Genomic DNA, 19,073 nt, shown 5'->3' with positions numbered 1-19,073 from the left:
GCGATGGCCAATGCCGTTTTCCGCCGCCCGGTTCGGCCAGGACAGCGCATTCGAGCGTTACGTTCTTGACGAGGTCGCACCTGCTCTGATTCTCACGCCTGGGCTACAGATCGTGGACTACCGGGACGAGAGCCGTGCGAGTCCACGCATTCATGCCCTGGTGGGGAGTGGAAGTGCGCGCGCCGTGGTGTCCATGAATGGTCGACCGGTGGAGGTCGATGTGACCCCCATGCTGTTCGGCGCGGCCTGGAAGGTGCTCGATCTTGTGATGGACGGCACCCTCGGTTCCGGTGCCGCTTCTCCCACCATCGAGGCCAAGTGTCGCAATGCCGGGACGGGAAACGGCCCACAGCGGCAGCCGCCGTTCAGGGGTGAGGTGGAGGTGTGGCGACGATTCATGCGCTTGTACGCCAATACAGTCGATCTTCGGCATTCCGTGGTGCACCGGGAATTGATCGTGCATGCCGACGGCCGGCTGGAGGCTTCGCAGGCCCCCGGGCAGTCCCGCGTACCTACCATCATGACCCGCGAGGAACTGGGCTACTTCTTCCGCGCGGTGCAGGGATTCTCGGCAGCCCTGATCAGCGCGACCCTCAGCGTCCGTGAACGCTCCAACCTGCTCTTCCTGCTCGACCAGCTGAACAACCATCACGGCCTGGGAGGGTTGCCCGGTCGAGAACTCACCCGGTCGGTCCTGGTTCTGGCCAAGCCACAGACGACCGCCGACGGGCTCAGCTTCGACGCGCGCCCTGTGGTGCAGTTGGTACGTACGACGTGGCCGACCGCTGCCGTTGACCTGCTGCTCCGTCTGCCAGACGGCACCATCTTGGGCGGTGAGCTGGAAAACGCGCCTGACGACAGGGCGGTGACCATCCGCGCACAGTATCCGCCGAGGTGGCTGCGCTCGTTTCCTTCAGCCGAGTGGGATCAATGGGACCGTTTCGGCGCTCGCTGACCTTCCCGTGGTTCGGGTTTGATCGGACCGGCGGCCCGGCCGCTGGGGAGAGGCCGCCGGGCGATGTCATGGCAACAGCCTGTTGAGGCGTGTGAACAGCTTGGCCGCACGGTCGAGGGTCCCGGTGTCGATGCGTGACTCCAGCGCGTTCTGCTCCCGCAGGAGGACGGCAGCGGGCTTGAAGTGGTCGAGTTTGCCCGCGGTGATTCCATGCCGGGAGAAGTAGGCCTCTACCTGGCGCACGATACGCGGGTCCTGGTCGTTGAGATCGGCGACCGCAATCGGGGTCGGCAGCTGCCCGTGGTAGGCGCGGTTGACCAGTTCCAGGTAGAAGTCCCGCTCGAAGAGGTCTTCGATGTCGGCGTCCGGAGTTCCGGTGAACTCACAGATCTCCACGAGACCGTTGGCAGCGGGTTGGTCGTTGGCCCGCAGCTGCTTGACGGCGCCGACGTCCTTGGTACTGGAGTCGACCAGCACAGCGACATGTAGCTTGTTCGCGCCGAGCAGGGTGACGAAGGTGGACAGCTTGCCTGAGCTGCCGATGGGCGTCTTGACCCAGCGCGGGTCGAGCCCGCTCAGCCCGTTGGCGGAGGCCAGTTCGGACAGGACGTCAAGGTAGATCAGATCGCTCGGCCCTTCGAGGAGCAGCGTGTGCTCGCCGACGAAGAGGGTCTGGCTCATCTCGATGCCCATCGCGGTCAGCAGCGGGGAGACGGTGTCGCTGTCGGCCTTGAAGATCTCAGGGGAGACCTTGGTGCCGATCTTGTCATGGTCGACGACGGTACGAACGCGGTGGAGGTGGTCGGGCGAGACCGTCACGTTCCCGGAGTTCTCCAGCTCGCGGATGAGGTGCTCGTGCTGGTCGGTCCGGTGGAAGTCCTCCGGGGTGACACCTGCCATGTCCAGTAGGCTGAGCAGCGCCCTCTCACCGCGATCGAGCTGTTCCTGGTCCCGGCGGCGGATGAGATTGGGGATGGAGACGATGCCTGGCATGGTGTCGTAGTCGTTGAAGTAGACGAACTTCGGCATGCGCGGCGAGGCGAACTTGTCGATCAGGTACAAGCCGACGCTCTCGTTTCGCCAGCCGCGGATGCGCTCGGCGACCTTCTGGGCGGCTGACGGCGGCTCCTCCAGCTTGTCCAGCGCCTCCAGGAGCTCGGCGACCGTGGAGGCGGCGTTGACGTCCCCGGCTGACCCCTGAGGCAGGTCGAGGCCGGAACGCAGATGTTTGACGATCGCGGCCTGATCGTAGGCGTGCGTGTAGGCCTGGCTGGTGTCGCGGTAGCCGATCGTGACGGTGAATTCAGGGCTACGCAGAGCGTCGGCTCCAAGGTCCTTCTCGATCAGCGCCATTTCCTCGTCGGAGTAGCGGAAGGTGGCGACGACGACGGGAATCTTCTCCCCGTCGGGGAACTGCTTGCGCTTGCGCGTCAAGCGTGCGGGGAAATCGATGACCTCATCGAACCTGGCCGAGGATTCAACCGGATTGACTCTGTAGATCGCTTGTAGCGCGGTCGTCTTACCCGACTCGTTCTTCCCGACCAGACAGGTGACGTCCGGCTCGATGCCGAACGTGTCCGAGTCTTCGATGCGCCCTGACCAGGTGCATCGAACCTCCATGAGGATCGGCCAGCGCCAGGAGACAGGCGATCACGGGGCACGATGCGAGGTGCATCTCCGGCTTCGCACATCGGCCTATGGCCGGTGTGATCACGACAAAACCCTGCGCGCCGACCCGCTTGCGCTGAGGTTTCGCGTTGCGGCAAAGCCTAGTGTGCGGGCCCGACATTTTTGTATGCGCTATTTATTGCACAAAACGTCACAATTAACCCGACCCGAGATATTGGGTGACGAATGCGATTGGCGCCCGGGCCGTTCAGAGTCTCACCCTCCTGTTCGTGGAGTCCACGCGAACGGTGTGTCCCTTCTCGTCGAGGTACTCCAGCAAGGGGATGGCGACCCTGCGAGTCGTGTCGAGAGCGGTTCTGGCCTGGCTGGCCGTGAACGGCTGGGGTAGATCGCGCAGGACGGCGAGCGCCGCGTGTTCGGCGCCATGGGGCAGAACCACGCCTTCGGCCAGCCGCAGGAGTGCGCCTACCCGGTGGGCGGCGATGACGGCGCGAGAGGTCAGGCCGAGCTCCGCCAGCCGAGTCGCGTCGGGCGCCCGGAAGGGGGTGGCAGCGAGTTCGTCCTCCAGCTTGCGTACGGCGGCGGCCACCGCGGCGGGGAGCTGGGGCACGGCTGCGGGCCGGTGGACGCGACCGGCCTCGACGCGCAGCGGCGGGCGGACGAGCGACTCGACCAGACGGCGGTCGGGCAGAGCCAGGATCTGCTTGGCGATGTCCACGGGAAGGGCCGGGGCCAGAGGATTCTTGGCCGCGTAGTCGCCCACGAGCTGGTCGAGCTCATGGTGCAGGGCCGTCCACCGAGCGGGGTCCACCAGCCATTCGCCGGCTGTGGGGCGCCCAGGGGCGACATGCCCCATGAGGGCGAGGTCGGCCGCCTTGAGAAAGTGATGACGGCGCAGCAGATCGTGCGGGGTGGGCAGGTCCGGCCATGTGGCCAGTTGCCTGCCCGCGTTCGAGGCGGCGCCGCGCCCTCTGAGCGAGGGAGGCCGCACATCCAGCACGGTGACGCCGGCGATCCTGCGTGAGCCTGGTTCGCGCAGGATCGCACGGTCGCCGACGTGAAACGGGGCGGCTTGGGCCAGGGTCAGACGGGCGAGGTCGATCCCGAGCCGCCGCACCTCGACCGCGATGGCGGCGGAGCCGATGTGCAGGGTGCATTCGCGGCCGAGCGCGTCGGTGCTGAGCCTGTGAACTCTAACGTCGAGCGAGCCGGTGATCGTCCATTGGCCGGGCCCGATGAGGGCAGTCCCGCGTGAGGTGTCCGGCACTTCGACGCCCTTGAGGTTGAGCGCCACACGCGAGACGCCTGACACGGATGAGGCGCGCTGCTTGAGCGACTCCAGCCCCCGCACCCGTACCGTGCGGCCCGACGGGCTGAGGGTCAGTTCGTCGCCGACCGCGATCGTGCCTGCGGGCAGGGTGCCGGTGACGACGGTTCCCCTTCCCCTCACGGTGAACGCGCGGTCGATCCATAGCCGTACGGGGTCCCGAGGAGAGGCTTCGGGCAGGCGGGAGAGCAGTCTGTCCAAGGCTTCGACCAGATCGTCCAGGCCCTGGCCTGTGGTGGCGCTGACAGCGACGGCGTCGACGTCCCCCAGCGAGCTCGCGGCGATCTCCACGCCGGCCTCTTCAAGGGTGAGAGCGGGATCGGCCCGATCCGAGCGGGTGACGACCAGCAGGCCGTGTCGCATTCCCATGGCGTCGATCACCGCCAGGTGTTCGGCCGACTGGGGCATCCAGCCCTCGTCGGCCGCGACCACCACCATCACGGCGGGCACGGAGCCGACCCCGGCCAGCATGTTGGTCACGAACCTCTCGTGACCGGGAACGTCCACGAAGGCGAGGGAGCGCCCCGACGGCAGGGTCCGCCAGGCGAACCCCAGGTCGATGGTCAGTCCCCGGCGGCGTTCTTCGGCCCAGCGATCGGGCTCCATACCGGTCAACGCCCTGACGAGGGTGGACTTTCCGTGATCCACGTGGCCTGCGGTCGCGACTACGTGCATGCCTTACGTTCCCATCGCTCGTGCGAACCGGCGACGATCATGAGCGGAGGCGAACGGGAATCGAACCCGCCAGCGACGTGAACGCCGCCCCATCGGTTTTGTAGACCGGGAGGGCCACCAGGCACCCAACGCCTCCATTAACTAACTAATGATAGATATAGCAACATGTCAACGGTGATCAGTAGACAGTCTGAGTGGATGCCACTGATCAGGCTATTCAAAAGCTGTTTTGTTCATCAGAACACTGAATCGCCCACTCTTCTTGACTATATGAATTTAAAGTAGTCCACTGAGGCTACCGACGCTCTGACGGGTGTCCTGATCAACAGCCAGTTGGGAGACAGGCATGACCATCGCTGACAACGCGCTGTCGACGGCGTCCCCTGATGTCCGCCCTCTGCTCAAGGAGTACCGCGAGAGGTTCGTCCCCGTGGCCGTGGACTACTTGGAGAGGAGGATCAGCGCCAACGAGCTGCGCCGCCTCTGGAAGCCCCACTACCTGGGCGTCTTCCATGACTACGACCTGACGGTCGAGCAGGCATGGCGAAGGCTCAGTGGGTCCACCGGACGGCTGGAGACCGGAGGCCCGTCCGCCGATCCGCAGTACGAGCCGCCGCTCGCGCACTTCCCCGTGAGCATCGCCTACAACAACCTCGATCGGCTCATCGAGGTCCTCGCGACCGAGCTCGGCGACCAGACGGTCGACAAGACGCGGATCCGCGAGCGCACGGTCGACTTCGCGCACGTCATCGATTCGCTCGACGCACTCATGGCGTCCCTCGACGTCTGACGGGTGACGCTGGGCAACCCCGCTTCATCGCTCTCACTCGAAAGGTTGAACGTGAGCGAACCACAGAGAATCCTCCAACAGCTCCTCGACAGGGGGGTGGCGGCAGGCATCGACGCCGCGACCCTCTCGCCGGCGGAGGTTGTGAAGGGGCACGCGTCCGCGTGGGGAGGGCAGGGAAACCTCTATCCCATTCGCCCTTACACGCTGACGCCGTCGGCCCTCGAGACCTTCATCGTCCGCGAGCGCATCCACGTGCGCATCGACGGCCTCGGTGAGGACATCGTCGACCTCCACGGCATGGCGATCTATCGTCGCCATGACCCACACTCCGCGACCGAACTGGACTGGTCGAGCTCCACGATCACAGCGCAGTTCCTGTCGCTTCAGGTGACGGGCCACAGCGACATCTTCGGCCAGGTCAAGGTCTCCAACACGCCCAGCAAGGCGGAAGGGGCGCGGGTCAAGCCGAGTCCGGCGCCTGACGATGGGACAACGATGCCCATCAAGGACTGTATCACCATGATCTATCCTCGGTTCGAGGTAGAGCAGCTCGGCACGACCGTCGACACGGGCGACCAGGTGGTCCGTCTGGAGTCGCGGGTCGCGATGGTCCCGCCGATCGGGGACGTGTCGCGCACAGCACGATCGTACGCACTGTATGACGGCGAGGGCCGTCAGCTCGGCGAGTTGATCGCCGCCGACATCGAGATCGGAAACCTGCTCCACCACATTCCCATCACCAGCGCGGTGGTGCCCGCCGAGCTCGCCAGACTGCTGGCGTAGGCGCTGGGCGATGAGTGACGTGCGCGTCGAAGGGCCGGTCCGTGCGAACAATCGTGCGGGCCAGCTCGACTCCTACGCTTTCAGCGTCGAGGCGAACATCGGCCACAACCCCATGCGGTACATCTTCGCGCGAAGGTTTTCCGACGGCGGAGTGAACGCGACGACCGCGATCTTCGTCTTGCGGCCCGATGTGCTGTTCGGCACCTATGTGTGGATCGATGAGCGGCGCGAGCCCGCCTCCTGCCGGATCCACACCTTCCTTCCGACGATGAAGAAGCCGATCGACGTGGTGGACAGGCTGGTCTTCGACTGCCTGCCGCTCACCGACATCGGCTACCTCGACCTCATGGCCTGGCCGCACCCAGGTCTGCGCCCGGCCGAGACTGCCGACTGCTGCCCGCCCGTTGAAGGCAGGACGCGTGCGGACAAACGCTGCTTTGCGGGCTCGGGTCCGCTCGACGGCTTGCATGTCACCGAGCTGAGCACGCCTCGCCGTGGGCTGGTCGTCACCCGGGTCGTCAGTAGAAGTGGACGGCGGGTCCGGCGCTGGGACGCCCTTGAGCTGGGTGATCCCGCTGAGGATCGGCTGCCCGTCCGGGTGCGGGTGTCGCGGGTGGACAGCGGTCATCGTACAGATTTCGTCCGGGCCGGACAGGCCGTCGAGCTGCCCGAAGGGTGTTTCGGCGGTTCGCCCGAGGCGTTGCGTGCGGTTGCCGAGCGGGCGCTGAGCGGAGAGCGGGGATGAGCGTGGTGAGTGGCGTCCGCGTGTGTGGGCGGCTGCTGTTCGTGCTCGCCATGCTTGTGGCGGCCGTGCCGCGGATGATGCTTGCGCCGGCGGCGGGGGTTCGGACGAGCAGGCGCGAGTTCGTCGCGTACGAGGTCGCCCGCCTGCTCGAACGGTTGGGCGGGGCTTTCCTCAAGATCGGGCAGCTCGTGGGCACCCGTGTCGACCTCATCGGGGTCGAGCTGGCGCAAGCGCTGGGCCGGCTCCACGACGACGTACGGCCCATGAGTTCCAGACGGGCCTGGGAGACGGTCGAGAACGCCTTCGACGTCGTGCCGCCGGTCATCCGCGACGCACTGCGGCGGCCGGCGGTGGCCAGCGGGTCGATCGCCTGTGTCTACCGCGGAGCCGCAGGCGAAGTCGAGGTCGCGGTGAAGGTCCGCCGCCCGGATGTGGGACGGCGCTTCGCCGCCGACATCGCCATCGCGACCTTCCTGGCGGGGCTGGCCGCAAGGCTGCCGATGTTGCGCAGGGTGCCGGTGACAGAGATCGTCGAACAGGTCGGCGCGAGCCTGGCCGCCCAGATGGACTTCGCACAGGAGGCGCGACAGCTACAGCGAATGCACGACGACCTGGCCGACCTGGCAGGCGTGGTCGTGCCACGAGCGCTGACCAGGTTGTCGGCGCGCGGCGTCATCACCATGGAGTATGTCCACGGACTGGACCGGCTGGCTGCGGACACGCTGCCCGAGGCCACACGACAGGCCGGTGTAACGCGTCTGGTTCAAACGGTCTACCACATGCTTTTCATCGAAGGCTTCATTCACGTGGACCTGCACCAGGGAAACGTGTACTTCCGCGATGACGGCAGCGTCGTCATGCTGGACGCCGGATTCATGTACGAGCTCAGCGAAACGGCGCGAACACGGTTCACGCAGTTCTTCGCCGGAATGATTCGTGGTGATGGGGAATTCTGCGCCGACGTTCTGCTGTCGACCGTATGCAGTATTGACGCCGGCGCGGACGTCGCCGTGTTCAAGCACGAGGTCGTCGAGCTGGTCAGACGCAGTACCGGCAGTGTGGCCGCGGACTTCGAGCTGGCCGCCTTCTCCGTCGAGTTGTTCGACCTGCAGCGCAGGAACCGTCTGTTCGCCGAGCCTGAGTTTGTCTTCCCGCTGCTGAGCCTGCTGTCGCTGGAAGGAGCGGTGAGAAGGCTTTATCCCTTGATGGACTTTCAGATGGAGGCCGCCCCCTATGTCATGCACGGTCTCATCTTCAGCTCGTCCGATGTCACATAGAGGGCATCAATTGTCACGCACAGCAATTCTGACTCGGGACTTGACAGGCATATTTCACCCATGGAATATGACTATATATTTCTAAAGTAAATCGACTTCAGTGGCGATTCGGCCGCTGGCCGTGCCCGGTTCCGATCAGCTGGGAGCACTCCATGCCCACGCGCGAACCCCCTCGACACCCTCCTCCACTCGTCGCGTCAGCGGCGGTCCTGTGCCTCACAGTCTTCGTGGTCATGGTCGACACGACCGTGGTCCAGGTCATGATCCCTGACCTCGTACGACTGGCCGGAGGCGACCTGGAGCAGGCGTTGTGGGTGGTCAACGGCTTCGTGCTCGTCTACGCGGCGCTGCTCATCACCTCGGGCAGGCTCGGGGGGCTGCGCGGGCCCAAGGTGATGCTCCTCGCCGGGCTGCTGGTCTTCGCACTCGCCTCACTGGCCTGCGGGCTGGCCGCATCCGTGCCGCAGCTGATCGCCGCCAGGCTGGCCCAGGGCGCCGGTGGGGCGATGATCGTGCCGCAGAGCCTGACCATTATCGCGACCGTCTTTCCCAAGGACAGGCGGGGAGCGGCTCTCGGCGTGATCAGCGCCACGATGGCGCTCGCGGCCGTCGTCGGGCCCATCGGCGGCGGCGTGGTCGTCAGTGCGTGGGGCTGGAGATGGGCCTTCCTGGTGAACGTGCCCATCTGCGCAGTGGCCCTCGCACTGGCTCTTCGCTGGGTGCCCGATGTCAGGCCGCAAGCCCGCCACGGACTGGACTGGGCGGGAGTCGCGCTCGTCACCGTCGGACTTGCCATGATCACATATGCCATGGTCGGGGCCGGTGACGACCGATCGGTGTTCGCGGTCGCCGGGCTGCTGCTGCTGGTGCTGTTCGGCTGGTGGGAGCGGCGCCACAGCTCCCCGCTGATGCCGCCCGCCCTGTTCCGGCATCGGGCCTTCAACGCCGCGGGCTGGATGGCCTGCGTGCAATTCCTGGTGCTGTCGGGGCTCATGCTCGCCATCAGCCTGCACGTGCGGGGCGCGCTCGGCGGCAGCGCGCTGGACACGGCACTGGCATTTCTGCCGATGGCGGTCGGCGCCGGATTGTTGTCCCCGTTCGCGGGCTGGGTCGCCGATCGGGTCGGCGGCCGGCTGGTGATCGTCTCAGGGCTGGTGGCGATGGCGGTGGGTGTCGGAGCCTTCGCTGTTCTCACCACGCAGGCGGCGTCGTTGGGACTGCTGGCCGTACCTCTGACCCTTGTCGGGTGTGGGGTGGGGCTGATCATGGCGCCCGCGAGCGCCGAGGCGGTGCGCGATCTTCCGGTCTCTCTGGTGCCCGCTGCCTCGGGCGTGCTCAACACGGGCAGGCAGGTGGCCGGACTGCTGGGGGTCGCGTTGACGGGGGCGGTGCTGCAGCGGGGCACCATGACCGTCCTGTGGGCGCTGGTCGTCCTGGCCGCGATCGCTTTGCTGAGCGCCACAGGTGGACTTTTGCTCAAGTCACGAACAGCCCAGCACGACGTCGTCCAGGCGACACCCATGACCACATGAAGCCCGTCACGTCTCATCGAGTTTCGAGGAGATCACCATGCGCCAGTGTCTGGACGAACGCCAGCGAGCGCTCCTAGCGCTCACCGACAAAGTGGTTCCCGCGCTCGCGGAGCGAGCCGCCCGCCATGACCGCGACAACACTTTTCCCCTGGACAACTACGCCGACCTGCGTGACGCCGGGCTGCTGAGACTGACCGTCCCCGAGGCGCTGGGCGGGCTCGGCGCCGACCAGCACGACCTCCTGCTCGTTCTCGAACGGCTCGCCGGCGCCGACGGTGCCACCGCGCTGGCCTACGCCATGCACGCAGCACCGCTCGGGTCCTGGGCGCTGACCTGGTCGAAGACGGGTGCGCCGCCGCTGGAGCAGGTGTTGCGCCTGGCGGCTATGGGCCACCTGACACTCGCTGCCGTCGCCAGTGAGATCGGCACCTCGAACCTGTTCGTCGACGCCAAGACGACGGCGACCAAGGTCGACGGCGGCTTCCTGCTCAACGGGCGTAAGAGCTTCGCCACCAACAGCGCCGTCGCCACCATGTGGGCGACGACCGCACGATACGAGGACCCGGGGGTCGGCCCCCGCCTTCTCATCCTGCTGGTCGATCCCAGCACCGACGGGATCACGATCGAGCAGACCTGGGACACACTCGGCATGCGCGCGACCCAGAGCAACGACGTGCTGTTCGAGCGGCACTTCGTCCCCGAGCACGGCGTCGTGCAGTCCATCCCGGTCGGGCACTTCGACGTCCAGGTCCTGGAGACGATCATCTGCTGGACCGCACCCAGCTTCGGCGCCGTCTACACCGGCATCGCCGCTGGCGCCCTGGATTGGACCGTGAGCCAGATCAAGCGGCGCGGCTTGCAGGGCGACGCCCGTGTCCAGGACGCCATCGCCGATGCCGAGACCGCGCTGGAAGTCAACCGCAGCGTGCTGAGCCGGCATGCGAGCGATGTGACGAGCGGGAGGCTGACCTCGCAACTGTCGGTGCAGGAAGGACTGGGACGGTGCGCGTTCGTCAAGAACGTCTGCACCGACAACGCCGCCGCGATCATGACCCGGCTGGCCGGTGTGGTGGGCGGCGCGGCACTTGCGCGATCCCAGCCGTTTGAACGCATGTGGCGCGACGTCCAGGCCGGACTGATCATGCCGATCAACGGGCGCACGGGCAGTGAGCTCATCGGCGCCAGCACGCTGGGTGTGGAGCTGGCGCCTATCGCCCCTCCGGCGGGAGGCGGGCCGCGATGACGGGCAGGTCCAAGGTCGTCACCACCCTGCTGTGCCTGGTGTTGCTCGCGGCCGGGTGCGCCTCAGGGCACGCCCACCATGGCGGGCTGCCCGCGAAGCTCAGGGTCGGCATCGTCCCCAACATCTCCCCGGAGACCCAGCGGGCACAGTACGAGCCGTTCCGTGCATACCTGGCCAAGGTGCTCGGCACCGAGGTCGAGCTCTTCGTGGCCACCAACTACGCCGGGGTGGTCTCGGCCCTGGTCGCCAGGAAGCTCGACATCGCCTATCTCGGTGGCCTGACCTACGTACAGGCTGAGGCGCAGTGGAAGGTCGAGCCGCTCGTCACCGAGATCGACCAGGAGACAGGCACGAAGAAGTACCTGTCGGCCGTGGTCGTCAAGGACGATTCACGCTTCCGTTCGACGAAGGAGGTCGTGGCGGCTGGCGGGAAGTTCGCCTTCGGTGACGTCAGCTCCACCTCCGGCAGCCTCTACCCCCGCGTCATGATCGCGGAGGCGGGCGCCCGATGTGACACCGGCGATCTGACCAGCTGCCCACCGCTGGCTTCGGTGTCCTTCACCGGCGGCCACGACGCCACCGCGCAGGCGGTGCTGTCGGGAGGCGTGGACGCGGGCGGCATCGAGCTGCGGATCCTGCACCGCCTGGAGAAGCAGGGCAGCGTGCCCAAGGGTGCACTGCGCACGGTGGAGACGCGCGAGGTCATGGGCTATCCATGGGTGGCCAGTGCCGACCTGTTCCCCGCCGCGCGCAAGGCCATCGCCGAAGCCTTCCTCGACATCCGCGACCCCAAGCTCCTCGACCTGATGCGTGCCAAGGGATATGCCACCGTCACGGCCGCCGACTACAACGATGTACGCCGGCACGCCGGAGCCCTCGGGTTGCTCACCGTACGCCGAGGACAGTGATGGCCACCAAGGCCGTGGAGATCGAGGTCTCCCAGGTCAGAGTGGACTTCGGTGCCACAACCGTGCTCGACGACGTGACGCTCAAGATCCAGGCAGGCGAGCGGGTCGCGTTGCTCGGACCCTCAGGCGCGGGCAAGACCACCCTGCTCCGTGTGATCGTGGGAGCTGTGCGGCCGGTGCGCGGTCTGGTCGCGATCGACGGGCACAGTCCATTCGGACGCCGAGCCGAGGTGACCCGCATGCGCAGGTCCATCGGGTGCGTGCGTCAGAGGGACGATCTGGTCGCGGGACTGACCGCTAGGACCAACATCCTGGCGGGAGCGGCCTACCGGTGGCGGCCGGTGGACTGGGTCACGATCTTGTCGGGTACGGTCCCTCGCAGGTTCGCCGCCCGCTTGGACGAGCTCGCCGTACGCCATGAGATCGAGCCGACGCTCGGCACCAGAGTGGAGCTGCTGTCGGGAGGCGAGCGTCAGCGGGTCGCGCTGGCGCGGGCGCTGTTCACCGAGCCCGGCCTGCTGCTTGCGGACGAGAGCACCTCCGGACTCGACCCCGTGCGCGCCGCGACCGCGCTCGCACACCTGTACGGCAGTGGCGCGACGCTGGTGGCCACCACCCACGATCTGCGCGTCGCCCGGCACTTCGACAGAGTCGTCGCCCTGCGCGCGGGCACGATCGTCTACGACGGTGCGGCACCGGACGATGACGAGGCTGAGCACATCTATGGGGGGATCGGTCCGGCGGGGACGATCCCATGACCATTCGCACGCGCAGGTCCGGACGCCTGACGGTGGTGGTGCTCATCGTCTTGGTCGTGGCATGGTCGCTCGCCGGGACGGAGGTCGGCCTGACCTCCCTCATCCAGGGGCGTGAGGGCGCCGTACAACTGATCTCCGGGCTCTTCCCGCCCGACCTCGACGCGGCGCTGTTGTCTCGCGTGATCACGGCGGCCGTCGAGACCGTGCAGATGTCGATCGCCGCCCTGCTGCTGGGCTCCCTGCTCGGCCTGCCGCTCGCCGTTCTCATGGCGGGCAATGTGCAGGCGCCGGTGTGGCTGGCCGTGCTGGCCAGAGGCGCGGCGACGCTGCTGCGTAGTGTGCACGAGCTGCTGTGGGCCCTGCTGTTCGTCGCGACCGTGGGTCTCGGTCCCGCCGCGGGAGTCTATGCCATCGCACTGCACTCGGCTGGAGTGATGGCCAAACTGTGCTCGGAACACCTTGAGGCCGTGGACGCGGGCCCGGTCGAGGCCATGCGCCTGACCGGCGGCGGCCGGGCCACCACGGCGCTGCTCGGTATCATCCCGCAAGCGCGAGCACATCTGGCCTCCCAGGTGCTCTACCAGTGGGAGTGCAACATCCGCAGCTCGGTCGTGATCGGTTTCGTCGGGGCGGGCGGCATCGGCCAGGCGCTCGGGATCGCCCTGCACCTGTTCCGGTACCAGGAGCTGGCCACGCTCGTGGCGTCGGTCGTGATCCTCGTCATTGTGGTCGACCGAATTTCCAAGATCTTCCGGAGCCGACTGGGCGCGGCGTCCGGGCGCACCAGCGACCACAGGTCGCGTCCCTATCGTTCTCTCCTTGAGAGGAGCTCCCGATGAAGTTCCTGTTCGTCCTGCACGACGCTCCGTACGGCAGCGAGCGGACCTACAACGGCATCCGCTGGGCCAGGCAGATGCTCGACGAGGACGGCAACGAGGTCAAGGTCTTCCTGTTCGGCGACGCCGTCTCCTCGGCGATGGCCGGCCAGAAGACGCCCGACGGCTACTACAACGTCGCCCACATGATCAAAGGGGTGGTGGCGAAGCAGGGTGAAGTGGGCTGCTGCGGCGCCTGCCTCGACGCCCGCGGCATCAGCGAGGAGCACGTGGCCCAGGGCTCACGCCGCTCCTCGATGAAGGAGCTGGCCCAGTGGACCCAGTGGGCGGACAAGACGATCAACGTATGAGCGAGTGACCACACAACGGCCGGACACCCACGCTGACGGCGTGGGTGTCCGGTCTGTTTCGGTCCGGGACCTGACGGCCAGCTCGTCGCATTGGTCTCATGTGATCGTCTACATTTCGATGTCGGCATTGTCCACTGATGGGACATGGGTCATGTCTGCCGTTGATGACCAGAGCCAGGAGAACCAGGTCAGAACGGACCTTCGGGTGGCGGCTCTCTCAGGAGCCTTCCTGATCGTCGCATCGCTGTTGACGATAGGCACCACTTACGTGGTCACGCGAATGACTACGTCCGCCGAGCTCACTCGTCTGCAGCTTCAACTGCAGGATGAGCGGGTGAGGGAACGGAGAGCGAGCTACGTCGCCTTCTTGAAGGCGTGGTCACAGGTCGAAGCTTCGAGAAGGCGCTTACATGCCTCTCTGGCAGGAGCTGTTTCCCGAGACGAATCCTTGAAGATGTACAGCAGAGCCGAGGATGTCTTCGTGAAGGCATGGGCGGGTGTTGTCGCTCTCGGTAGCTGCCAGGTCCGGCGAGAAGCCGCAGGCGTTGCGGCCAGCGTTACCGACGTGCTGAACGGCATCTCTCATCCAGGCGATGCGATACCGACGTTGCGGCTTCGGAGGGAAGAGCGACTCTTGGCAGCGATCAGAGCCGAACTCGACACCCCAGCGGGGGACCTTGCAGTGGACGCCTTCGACCGGGGGGCCTGTCCTCTGTTGCCGTTCGATGTGACGTGACGGCACTCGCTCACGCGAATGCCGACGCGGGCGGGATGCGCAATCGTGTCGAGAGGCGGTCCTGCCCCAGTCCAAGGCTCGTCTGTCAAGCGAGGGCGGCCATGGCGCGAATAGCGCGGTCGACCTCCTGAGGGTTGGTGACGATGCTGGGGCCGAAGCGTACGAAGGATTCGCGGTAAGGCGTCTCGGCTGCGGAGATGCCATGGTCGGCCAGCTTGTGCACGACGGCCTCCGGCTTGAGCCCGTTCACCGAGCAGCAGATGACGCCGGCCGACATCTCGGGTGACAGCGGTGTGACGAGACGTACGTGCTTCAGTTCCGCGAGTCCGGCTTTCAGCTGGTTGGCCTGCTCGCGAACACGAGCGGCGACCCTGGACAGGCCGATGGCCTGGTGGAAGCGTACGGCGGCCGACAGCGCCCACCGGTGCTCGAAGGAGTGGTAGCCGCCCGGCGTGGCCAGCTCACCGGGTGCGCCCTTGGGAGTGCTGCCCGTGAGCCAGCCGGTGAAGGCGGGCATCGAGAAGCTCGGCACGATCGGTTGGAAGCGGGCCCACCCGGCCGCGCTGCCCCACACGAATCCGGTGCCTCGCGGGCCGAACAGCCACTTGTGCGTTGAGGTAATGAAGAAATCGCATCCCAGGTCGTTCATCGTGACGTCCTCCGCGGCGAACCCGTGCACGCCGTCCACGCACAACAGCACCCGCTCGTCCCGGCTGCGCCCGGTGTTGATCCGGGCCAGCGCCTGGGAGATCTGTTTGATCGGCAGCTTCACTCCGGTGCTGGAGTGCACCCAGGTCAGCGCCATGACGCGGGTCCTGCTGGTGACGGCGGCACGCAGCTTGGCGACGACCTGGTCGGAGCGTGCCGTCGCGGGGTCGTCATACAGGCGGACAGTCTTGATACGTACGCCCCCGGTCTGGGCGCGCAGGCGCAACGACTCGTGCGTGGAGTAGAACTCGTGCTCGGTGGTCACGATCTCGTCGCCCGGCTTCAGTCGCAGCCCGCCGTACAGAAGGCCGATGCCCATGGTGGCGCTGTCGGTGAGGGCGATCTGGCCGGCCTCGGCTCCGATGTAGCCGCCCAGCGCCTGTCTCGCCTGCGCGGAGCGGTCGAAGTCGGCCATGCCCATGCCGTACTGCTGGGGGAAGGAGTCCAGGCCGTCGCGGATCTCCTTGATGGCCGCCGTCACGGGAGCGGGGTGCGAGGCGAGCATGAACGCGGAGAAGTGCGCGAGGCGGCGGGTGAGGGGGAACTGGGCCCGTACCGATTCCCAGTCGTCGGCTCGTGGCGTCGCCACGCTGTGCGCGGGGCCGCCTGCCTGTGCTGTGGTGCACCCTGCTACGAGCACGCCGGCCGCGGCGAGAGCGCTACCGCGGAGCAGTAGACGCCGGTCGTAGGCATTTTCGTTAGTCATGGGTGAGGTGCTGGGGGTGGTGGGAGGTGTTTGGTCAGCCATGATGCCTCCTGTGCACGGCGTACAGCAGTGAAGGAGCTATATATTTCTAAAGCTTACCATTGCGCCATCTGTAGCTAAAGGAGGCGTTTGGTGGCTGGATGGAGACTCTCAGCGAAGGTGTCGAATTGTCGGCCTTGGTATTCGTCTAAGGAGTAGGAGGTGCACGTGTGAGATATGCGCTGGTTTTCCGTGACGCCGCTCCTGCGGAAGCCCTGTCGGAGCTTGGGGACGAGGAGTACGAACAGATCGATCGCTGGTTCGCCCGCCACGCCGACAGGGTCAGGCATAGGTGCCGGCTGGGATCGGTGGTGAGCGCGACCACCCTGCGCTGGTCGCCACCCAGCCGCCACTACGTCGACGGCACATACGGTGACGAGCGCACGGCAGTCGGCGGTTATGTCGAGGTGGAGGTCGCCCGGCGCGAGCACGCGGTGGAGATGGTGTGCGACTGGCCGATGGCCGCGCTCGTCGAGATCCGGGCGATCAGCCCATGGGCTGAGGTCGCGTCATACCCGGGGTAGCGTCTCGCGCATGCGTACCGCGACCACCAGTCCGGACAGCACGGTGATGGCGGCCACCACCCAGATGGCGTCGCGCACGCCGTACATGTCGGCTAGCACGCCGGCCAGCAGCGCCCCGGCGGCGAACCCGCCGTCGCGCCACAGCCGGTAGACGCCGACCGCACGCGCTCGCCACGAGGGATGCGCGACGTCGCCGACCGCGGCCAGCAGGGCGGGGTAGACCATCGCGGTGCCCGCGCCGATCAGTGCCACCGCGACCAGCCAACCGGTGAATTCGTCCGCCAGGGTCACGGCGCCGAGGGCGAGACCTTGCAGCAGCATGCCGCCGGTGATGAGGTGCTTGCGGCCGATCCGGTCGGACGCCCAGCCTGTCACCATCTGACCGGCCCCCCACACAGCGGGTAGCACTGCGGTGAGCAGCCCGATCTCCGCCAGGCTTAGCCCACCCGATATGAACAGCAGTGGGAACAGCCCCCAGGCGAGACCGTCGTTGAGATTGTTCACCATGCCGGCCTGGCTGACCGAAGACAACGACCGGTCCTTGAAGCTCGTGGTGAGGAAGACCTGCCACGTGCTCAACTGCTCACCGGACCCCTGTCGCGCCTCCAGGCCGGCGTACTCACGTGTCTCCCTGACGAACAGCGCCGACAGCCCAAGTCCGAGCACGGCGTAACTCAGGCCGAGCAGGAACGGGGCGGGACGCAGTCCGTACTGCTCGGCGAGGAACCCGGTGGCCAGAGCGGTGAGCGCGACCGCGAGATAGCCTGCGGACTCGTTGAAGCCCATGGCCAGCCCTCGGCGCTGTGGTCCGACCAGGTCGATCTTCATGATGACGGTGGTCGACCAGGTGAGCCCCTGGTTGACGCCGAGTAGGACGTTGGCCGCGATCACCCACTCCCAGCCGGGCGCCCAGATGAGCATGAGCGGCACCGGCAGTCCGGCGAGCCAGCCCGCGATCAGCACGGGTTTGCGCCCGTAGCGGTCGGACAGCGTGCCGGCGAAGAAGTTGCTGACGGCCTTGGTCGCCCCGAAAGCGACGATGTAGGTGAGGATCGCGGTGTAGGCGCGCACGTCGAATGTCTGTTCGGCCAGGAGGGGCAGCACTGTGCGTTCCTGGCCGAGCATGCCGCCTACCAGGGCGTTGACGAGAACGAGCAGGGCGAACTGGGGAAGGTTGGCGCGGAGCCCGAGCGTAGTGGTGCGACTCACAGACTGCGCTCCAGTGCGAGGCCGGTGATCCGTGACCAGTCGTCGGGCCCGCCCGACAGGATCGACACAGGCCCGTGCCCGGCACGCCGCAACAGGCTTGCCGCCGTCGCCGCACGCTCGCCGTGACCGCACATCACGATGAGGGGCTCGTCCTGAACGGTGGCCGTCGACAGCTCGCCAAGCTCAAGGTGCCGTGCGCCTGGCAGGTGCCCGGCGCCGAACTCTGCGGCCTGTCTGATGTCGAGGACGTCTGCGTCGCCGACCTGGCCAGGACCGATGACCGGCATCGTCTCCGCCTGCTCGCGCCACGTGTCGGCCACCTCGCCGAGCAGGAGCTCGTGTCCGATCTTCAATGCCTGCCAGACGATCTCGTCCAGGTCCTGCTCGGGGTTTCGAACGACCACGAAGGGCTGGGATGCGGGCAGTACCCAGCCCAGCCACGTGGCGAACTGGGGCCGCAGCGGAATGGAGATCGCGCCGGGAATGTGGCCTTTGGCGAAGTCGAGCACCGGGCGCACGTCGACCACCGTGGCACCGGCGGCGACGGCCTGCTCCATGCTCAACGTCCCGAGCTCGGGCCGCTGCCCGAGAATTCGAGGTCCGACACGGTTGGCCTCGGGCAGACCGGCGAAATAGGTCGGGTAGCTGCCGAGCCCCTCGATCAGGCGGCGGGCGAACGTGTCGGCATCGGCGATCCGCATCAGGGGGTTGGTGCGCTTCTCCACGCCGATGGTGGAGGTGCGTTCGGAGCCGGGTGGAGCCGAGCAGAACGAGCCCGCGCCGTGCGTCGGCCACACCGCGACCTCGTCGGGCAGCAGGCTGAGGCGGCGCAGCGAGGCGTGCTGGGCGAGGGCGAGCTCCATCGTGCGCTCGGCCGATACCAGGTCGGTCCTGGCCGCCGCGCCGACGATCAGTGAGCCGCCGGTGAACACTCCGAGCGGCCTGTCGGCGTCGAGCAGCAGGTAGGACAGATGCTCGGTCGTGTGGCCCGGTGTCGTCAGCGCCCGCAACGTCAGGCCGCCGAGGTCGATCTGGTCCTCGTCGCGCATCGCGGTATGCGCGAACTTCCGCTCCCCGCCCGCGGAGGCGATCACCGTCGCCCCGTCGTCGTGACCGAGCTGGCGGGCGCCGGACAGGTAGTCGGCGTGCAGGTGTGTGTCGGCCGCGAAGGCGATGCGTAGTCCGTGCCGATCGGCAACGGCCTTCACAGCACGCAGATCACGGGAGACGTCGACGGCCAGGGCTCGCCCGTCGTCCAGGTCCACGAGATAGGCGGTGTTCCCCAGTCCCTCGTCGACGAGGGGGATCACTTGCGGCACGTTGTTCCTCCCGGCTTCAGGTTG

18 protein-coding genes and 1 tRNA gene are annotated in these 19,073 nt (G+C 67.0%); 13 read left to right on the top strand and 6 right to left on the bottom strand.

The window, feature by feature from the left end; all coding sequences use genetic code 11:
* Positions 1 to 10 precede the first annotated feature (10 nt).
* Positions 11 to 955, top strand: coding sequence for a hypothetical protein (locus ACTWNK_RS22405; protein ID WP_474306423.1), 945 nt, complete (start codon positions 11 to 13; stop codon positions 953 to 955).
* A 66-nt stretch (positions 956 to 1,021) separates the two neighbouring features.
* On the opposite strand, the gene ACTWNK_RS22400 is transcribed toward ACTWNK_RS22405, so the two are convergent.
* The 3 genes from ACTWNK_RS22400 to ACTWNK_RS22390 form a co-directional block, all read right to left on the bottom strand.
* Positions 1,022 to 2,389, bottom strand: coding sequence for a hypothetical protein (locus ACTWNK_RS22400; protein ID WP_474306422.1), 1,368 nt, complete (start codon positions 2,387 to 2,389; stop codon positions 1,022 to 1,024).
* Positions 2,390 to 2,831: 442 nt separating this feature from the next.
* The gene (gene selB / locus ACTWNK_RS22395) at positions 2,832 to 4,586 is read right to left on the bottom strand and encodes a selenocysteine-specific translation elongation factor (protein ID WP_474306421.1); all 1,755 of its coding nucleotides are present in this window, start codon (positions 4,584 to 4,586) and stop codon (positions 2,832 to 2,834) included.
* A 43-nt stretch (positions 4,587 to 4,629) separates the two neighbouring features.
* Positions 4,630 to 4,722, bottom strand: a tRNA-OTHER gene (locus ACTWNK_RS22390).
* A 210-nt stretch (positions 4,723 to 4,932) separates the two neighbouring features.
* Here ACTWNK_RS22390 and ACTWNK_RS22385 point away from each other — a divergent pair.
* The 11 genes from ACTWNK_RS22385 (at position 4,933) to ACTWNK_RS22335 (ending at position 14,544) form a co-directional block, all read left to right on the top strand.
* Complete coding sequence (locus tag ACTWNK_RS22385; protein ID WP_474306420.1) at positions 4,933 to 5,376, top strand: hypothetical protein; 444 nt, start codon at positions 4,933 to 4,935, stop codon at positions 5,374 to 5,376.
* Between the two features lie 51 nt (positions 5,377 to 5,427).
* Positions 5,428 to 6,159 carry a DUF6073 family protein gene (locus ACTWNK_RS22380; protein ID WP_474306419.1) on the top strand — a complete coding sequence of 244 codons (732 nt, stop codon included), beginning with the start codon at positions 5,428 to 5,430 and terminating at the stop codon, positions 6,157 to 6,159.
* A gap of 10 nt (positions 6,160 to 6,169) precedes the next feature.
* Entirely contained in the window at positions 6,170 to 6,904 is a 735-nt protein-coding gene (locus ACTWNK_RS22375; RefSeq protein ID WP_474306418.1) for a hypothetical protein, read from the top strand.
* Positions 6,901 to 8,181 (top strand): ABC1 kinase family protein, encoded by a 1,281-nt coding sequence (locus ACTWNK_RS22370; RefSeq protein ID WP_474306417.1) that lies wholly within the window; start codon positions 6,901 to 6,903, stop codon positions 8,179 to 8,181. Before ACTWNK_RS22375 ends, ACTWNK_RS22370 begins: the two co-directional genes overlap by 4 nt.
* Before the next feature lie 152 nt (positions 8,182 to 8,333).
* Positions 8,334 to 9,713 (top strand): DHA2 family efflux MFS transporter permease subunit, encoded by a 1,380-nt coding sequence (locus ACTWNK_RS22365; RefSeq protein WP_474306416.1) that lies wholly within the window; start codon positions 8,334 to 8,336, stop codon positions 9,711 to 9,713.
* A gap of 37 nt (positions 9,714 to 9,750) precedes the next feature.
* The gene (locus ACTWNK_RS22360; protein WP_474306415.1) at positions 9,751 to 10,956 is read left to right on the top strand and encodes an acyl-CoA dehydrogenase family protein; all 1,206 of its coding nucleotides are present in this window, start codon (positions 9,751 to 9,753) and stop codon (positions 10,954 to 10,956) included.
* A complete protein-coding gene (phnD, locus tag ACTWNK_RS22355) occupies positions 10,953 to 11,864 on the top strand; it encodes a phosphate/phosphite/phosphonate ABC transporter substrate-binding protein (protein ID WP_474306414.1) in 912 nt (303 codons plus the stop codon). Before ACTWNK_RS22360 ends, phnD begins: the two co-directional genes overlap by 4 nt.
* Positions 11,864 to 12,622 (top strand): ATP-binding cassette domain-containing protein, encoded by a 759-nt coding sequence (locus ACTWNK_RS22350; RefSeq protein ID WP_474306413.1) that lies wholly within the window; start codon positions 11,864 to 11,866, stop codon positions 12,620 to 12,622. The genes phnD and ACTWNK_RS22350 overlap by 1 nt, the downstream gene beginning before the upstream one ends.
* Positions 12,619 to 13,461, top strand: coding sequence for a phosphonate ABC transporter, permease protein PhnE (gene phnE, locus ACTWNK_RS22345; protein WP_474306412.1), 843 nt, complete (start codon positions 12,619 to 12,621; stop codon positions 13,459 to 13,461). Before ACTWNK_RS22350 ends, phnE begins: the two co-directional genes overlap by 4 nt.
* Positions 13,458 to 13,808: a DsrE/DsrF/TusD sulfur relay family protein gene (locus ACTWNK_RS22340; RefSeq protein WP_474306411.1), complete on the top strand. Its 351-nt coding sequence runs from the start codon at positions 13,458 to 13,460 to the stop codon at positions 13,806 to 13,808. Before phnE ends, ACTWNK_RS22340 begins: the two co-directional genes overlap by 4 nt.
* A gap of 151 nt (positions 13,809 to 13,959) precedes the next feature.
* The gene (locus ACTWNK_RS22335; RefSeq protein WP_474306410.1) at positions 13,960 to 14,544 is read left to right on the top strand and encodes a hypothetical protein; all 585 of its coding nucleotides are present in this window, start codon (positions 13,960 to 13,962) and stop codon (positions 14,542 to 14,544) included.
* An 85-nt stretch (positions 14,545 to 14,629) separates the two neighbouring features.
* On the opposite strand, the gene ACTWNK_RS22330 is transcribed toward ACTWNK_RS22335, so the two are convergent.
* Positions 14,630 to 15,841 carry an aminotransferase class V-fold PLP-dependent enzyme gene (locus tag ACTWNK_RS22330; protein ID WP_474306409.1) on the bottom strand — a complete coding sequence of 404 codons (1,212 nt, stop codon included), beginning with the start codon at positions 15,839 to 15,841 and terminating at the stop codon, positions 14,630 to 14,632.
* Between the two features lie 326 nt (positions 15,842 to 16,167).
* Here ACTWNK_RS22330 and ACTWNK_RS22325 point away from each other — a divergent pair, with 326 nt between their 5' ends.
* On the top strand, positions 16,168 to 16,521 hold the full coding sequence (locus ACTWNK_RS22325) for a YciI family protein (protein ID WP_474306408.1): 354 nt from the start codon (positions 16,168 to 16,170) through the stop codon (positions 16,519 to 16,521).
* Here the strand turns inward: ACTWNK_RS22325 and ACTWNK_RS22320 are convergent.
* Positions 16,507 to 17,730: an MFS transporter gene (locus ACTWNK_RS22320; protein WP_474306407.1), complete on the bottom strand. Its 1,224-nt coding sequence runs from the start codon at positions 17,728 to 17,730 to the stop codon at positions 16,507 to 16,509. The two genes, ACTWNK_RS22325 and ACTWNK_RS22320, sit on opposite strands and share 15 nt — an antisense overlap.
* The gene (locus tag ACTWNK_RS22315; protein ID WP_474306406.1) at positions 17,727 to 19,049 is read right to left on the bottom strand and encodes an MBL fold metallo-hydrolase; all 1,323 of its coding nucleotides are present in this window, start codon (positions 19,047 to 19,049) and stop codon (positions 17,727 to 17,729) included. The genes ACTWNK_RS22320 and ACTWNK_RS22315 overlap by 4 nt, the downstream gene beginning before the upstream one ends.
* Positions 19,050 to 19,073 lie beyond the last annotated feature (24 nt).

Source organism: Nonomuraea sp. IBHARD001 (assembly GCF_056106265.1).
Note: the sequence above shows the minus strand (reverse complement) of the source record. Positions and strands in the feature narration are given on the sequence as shown.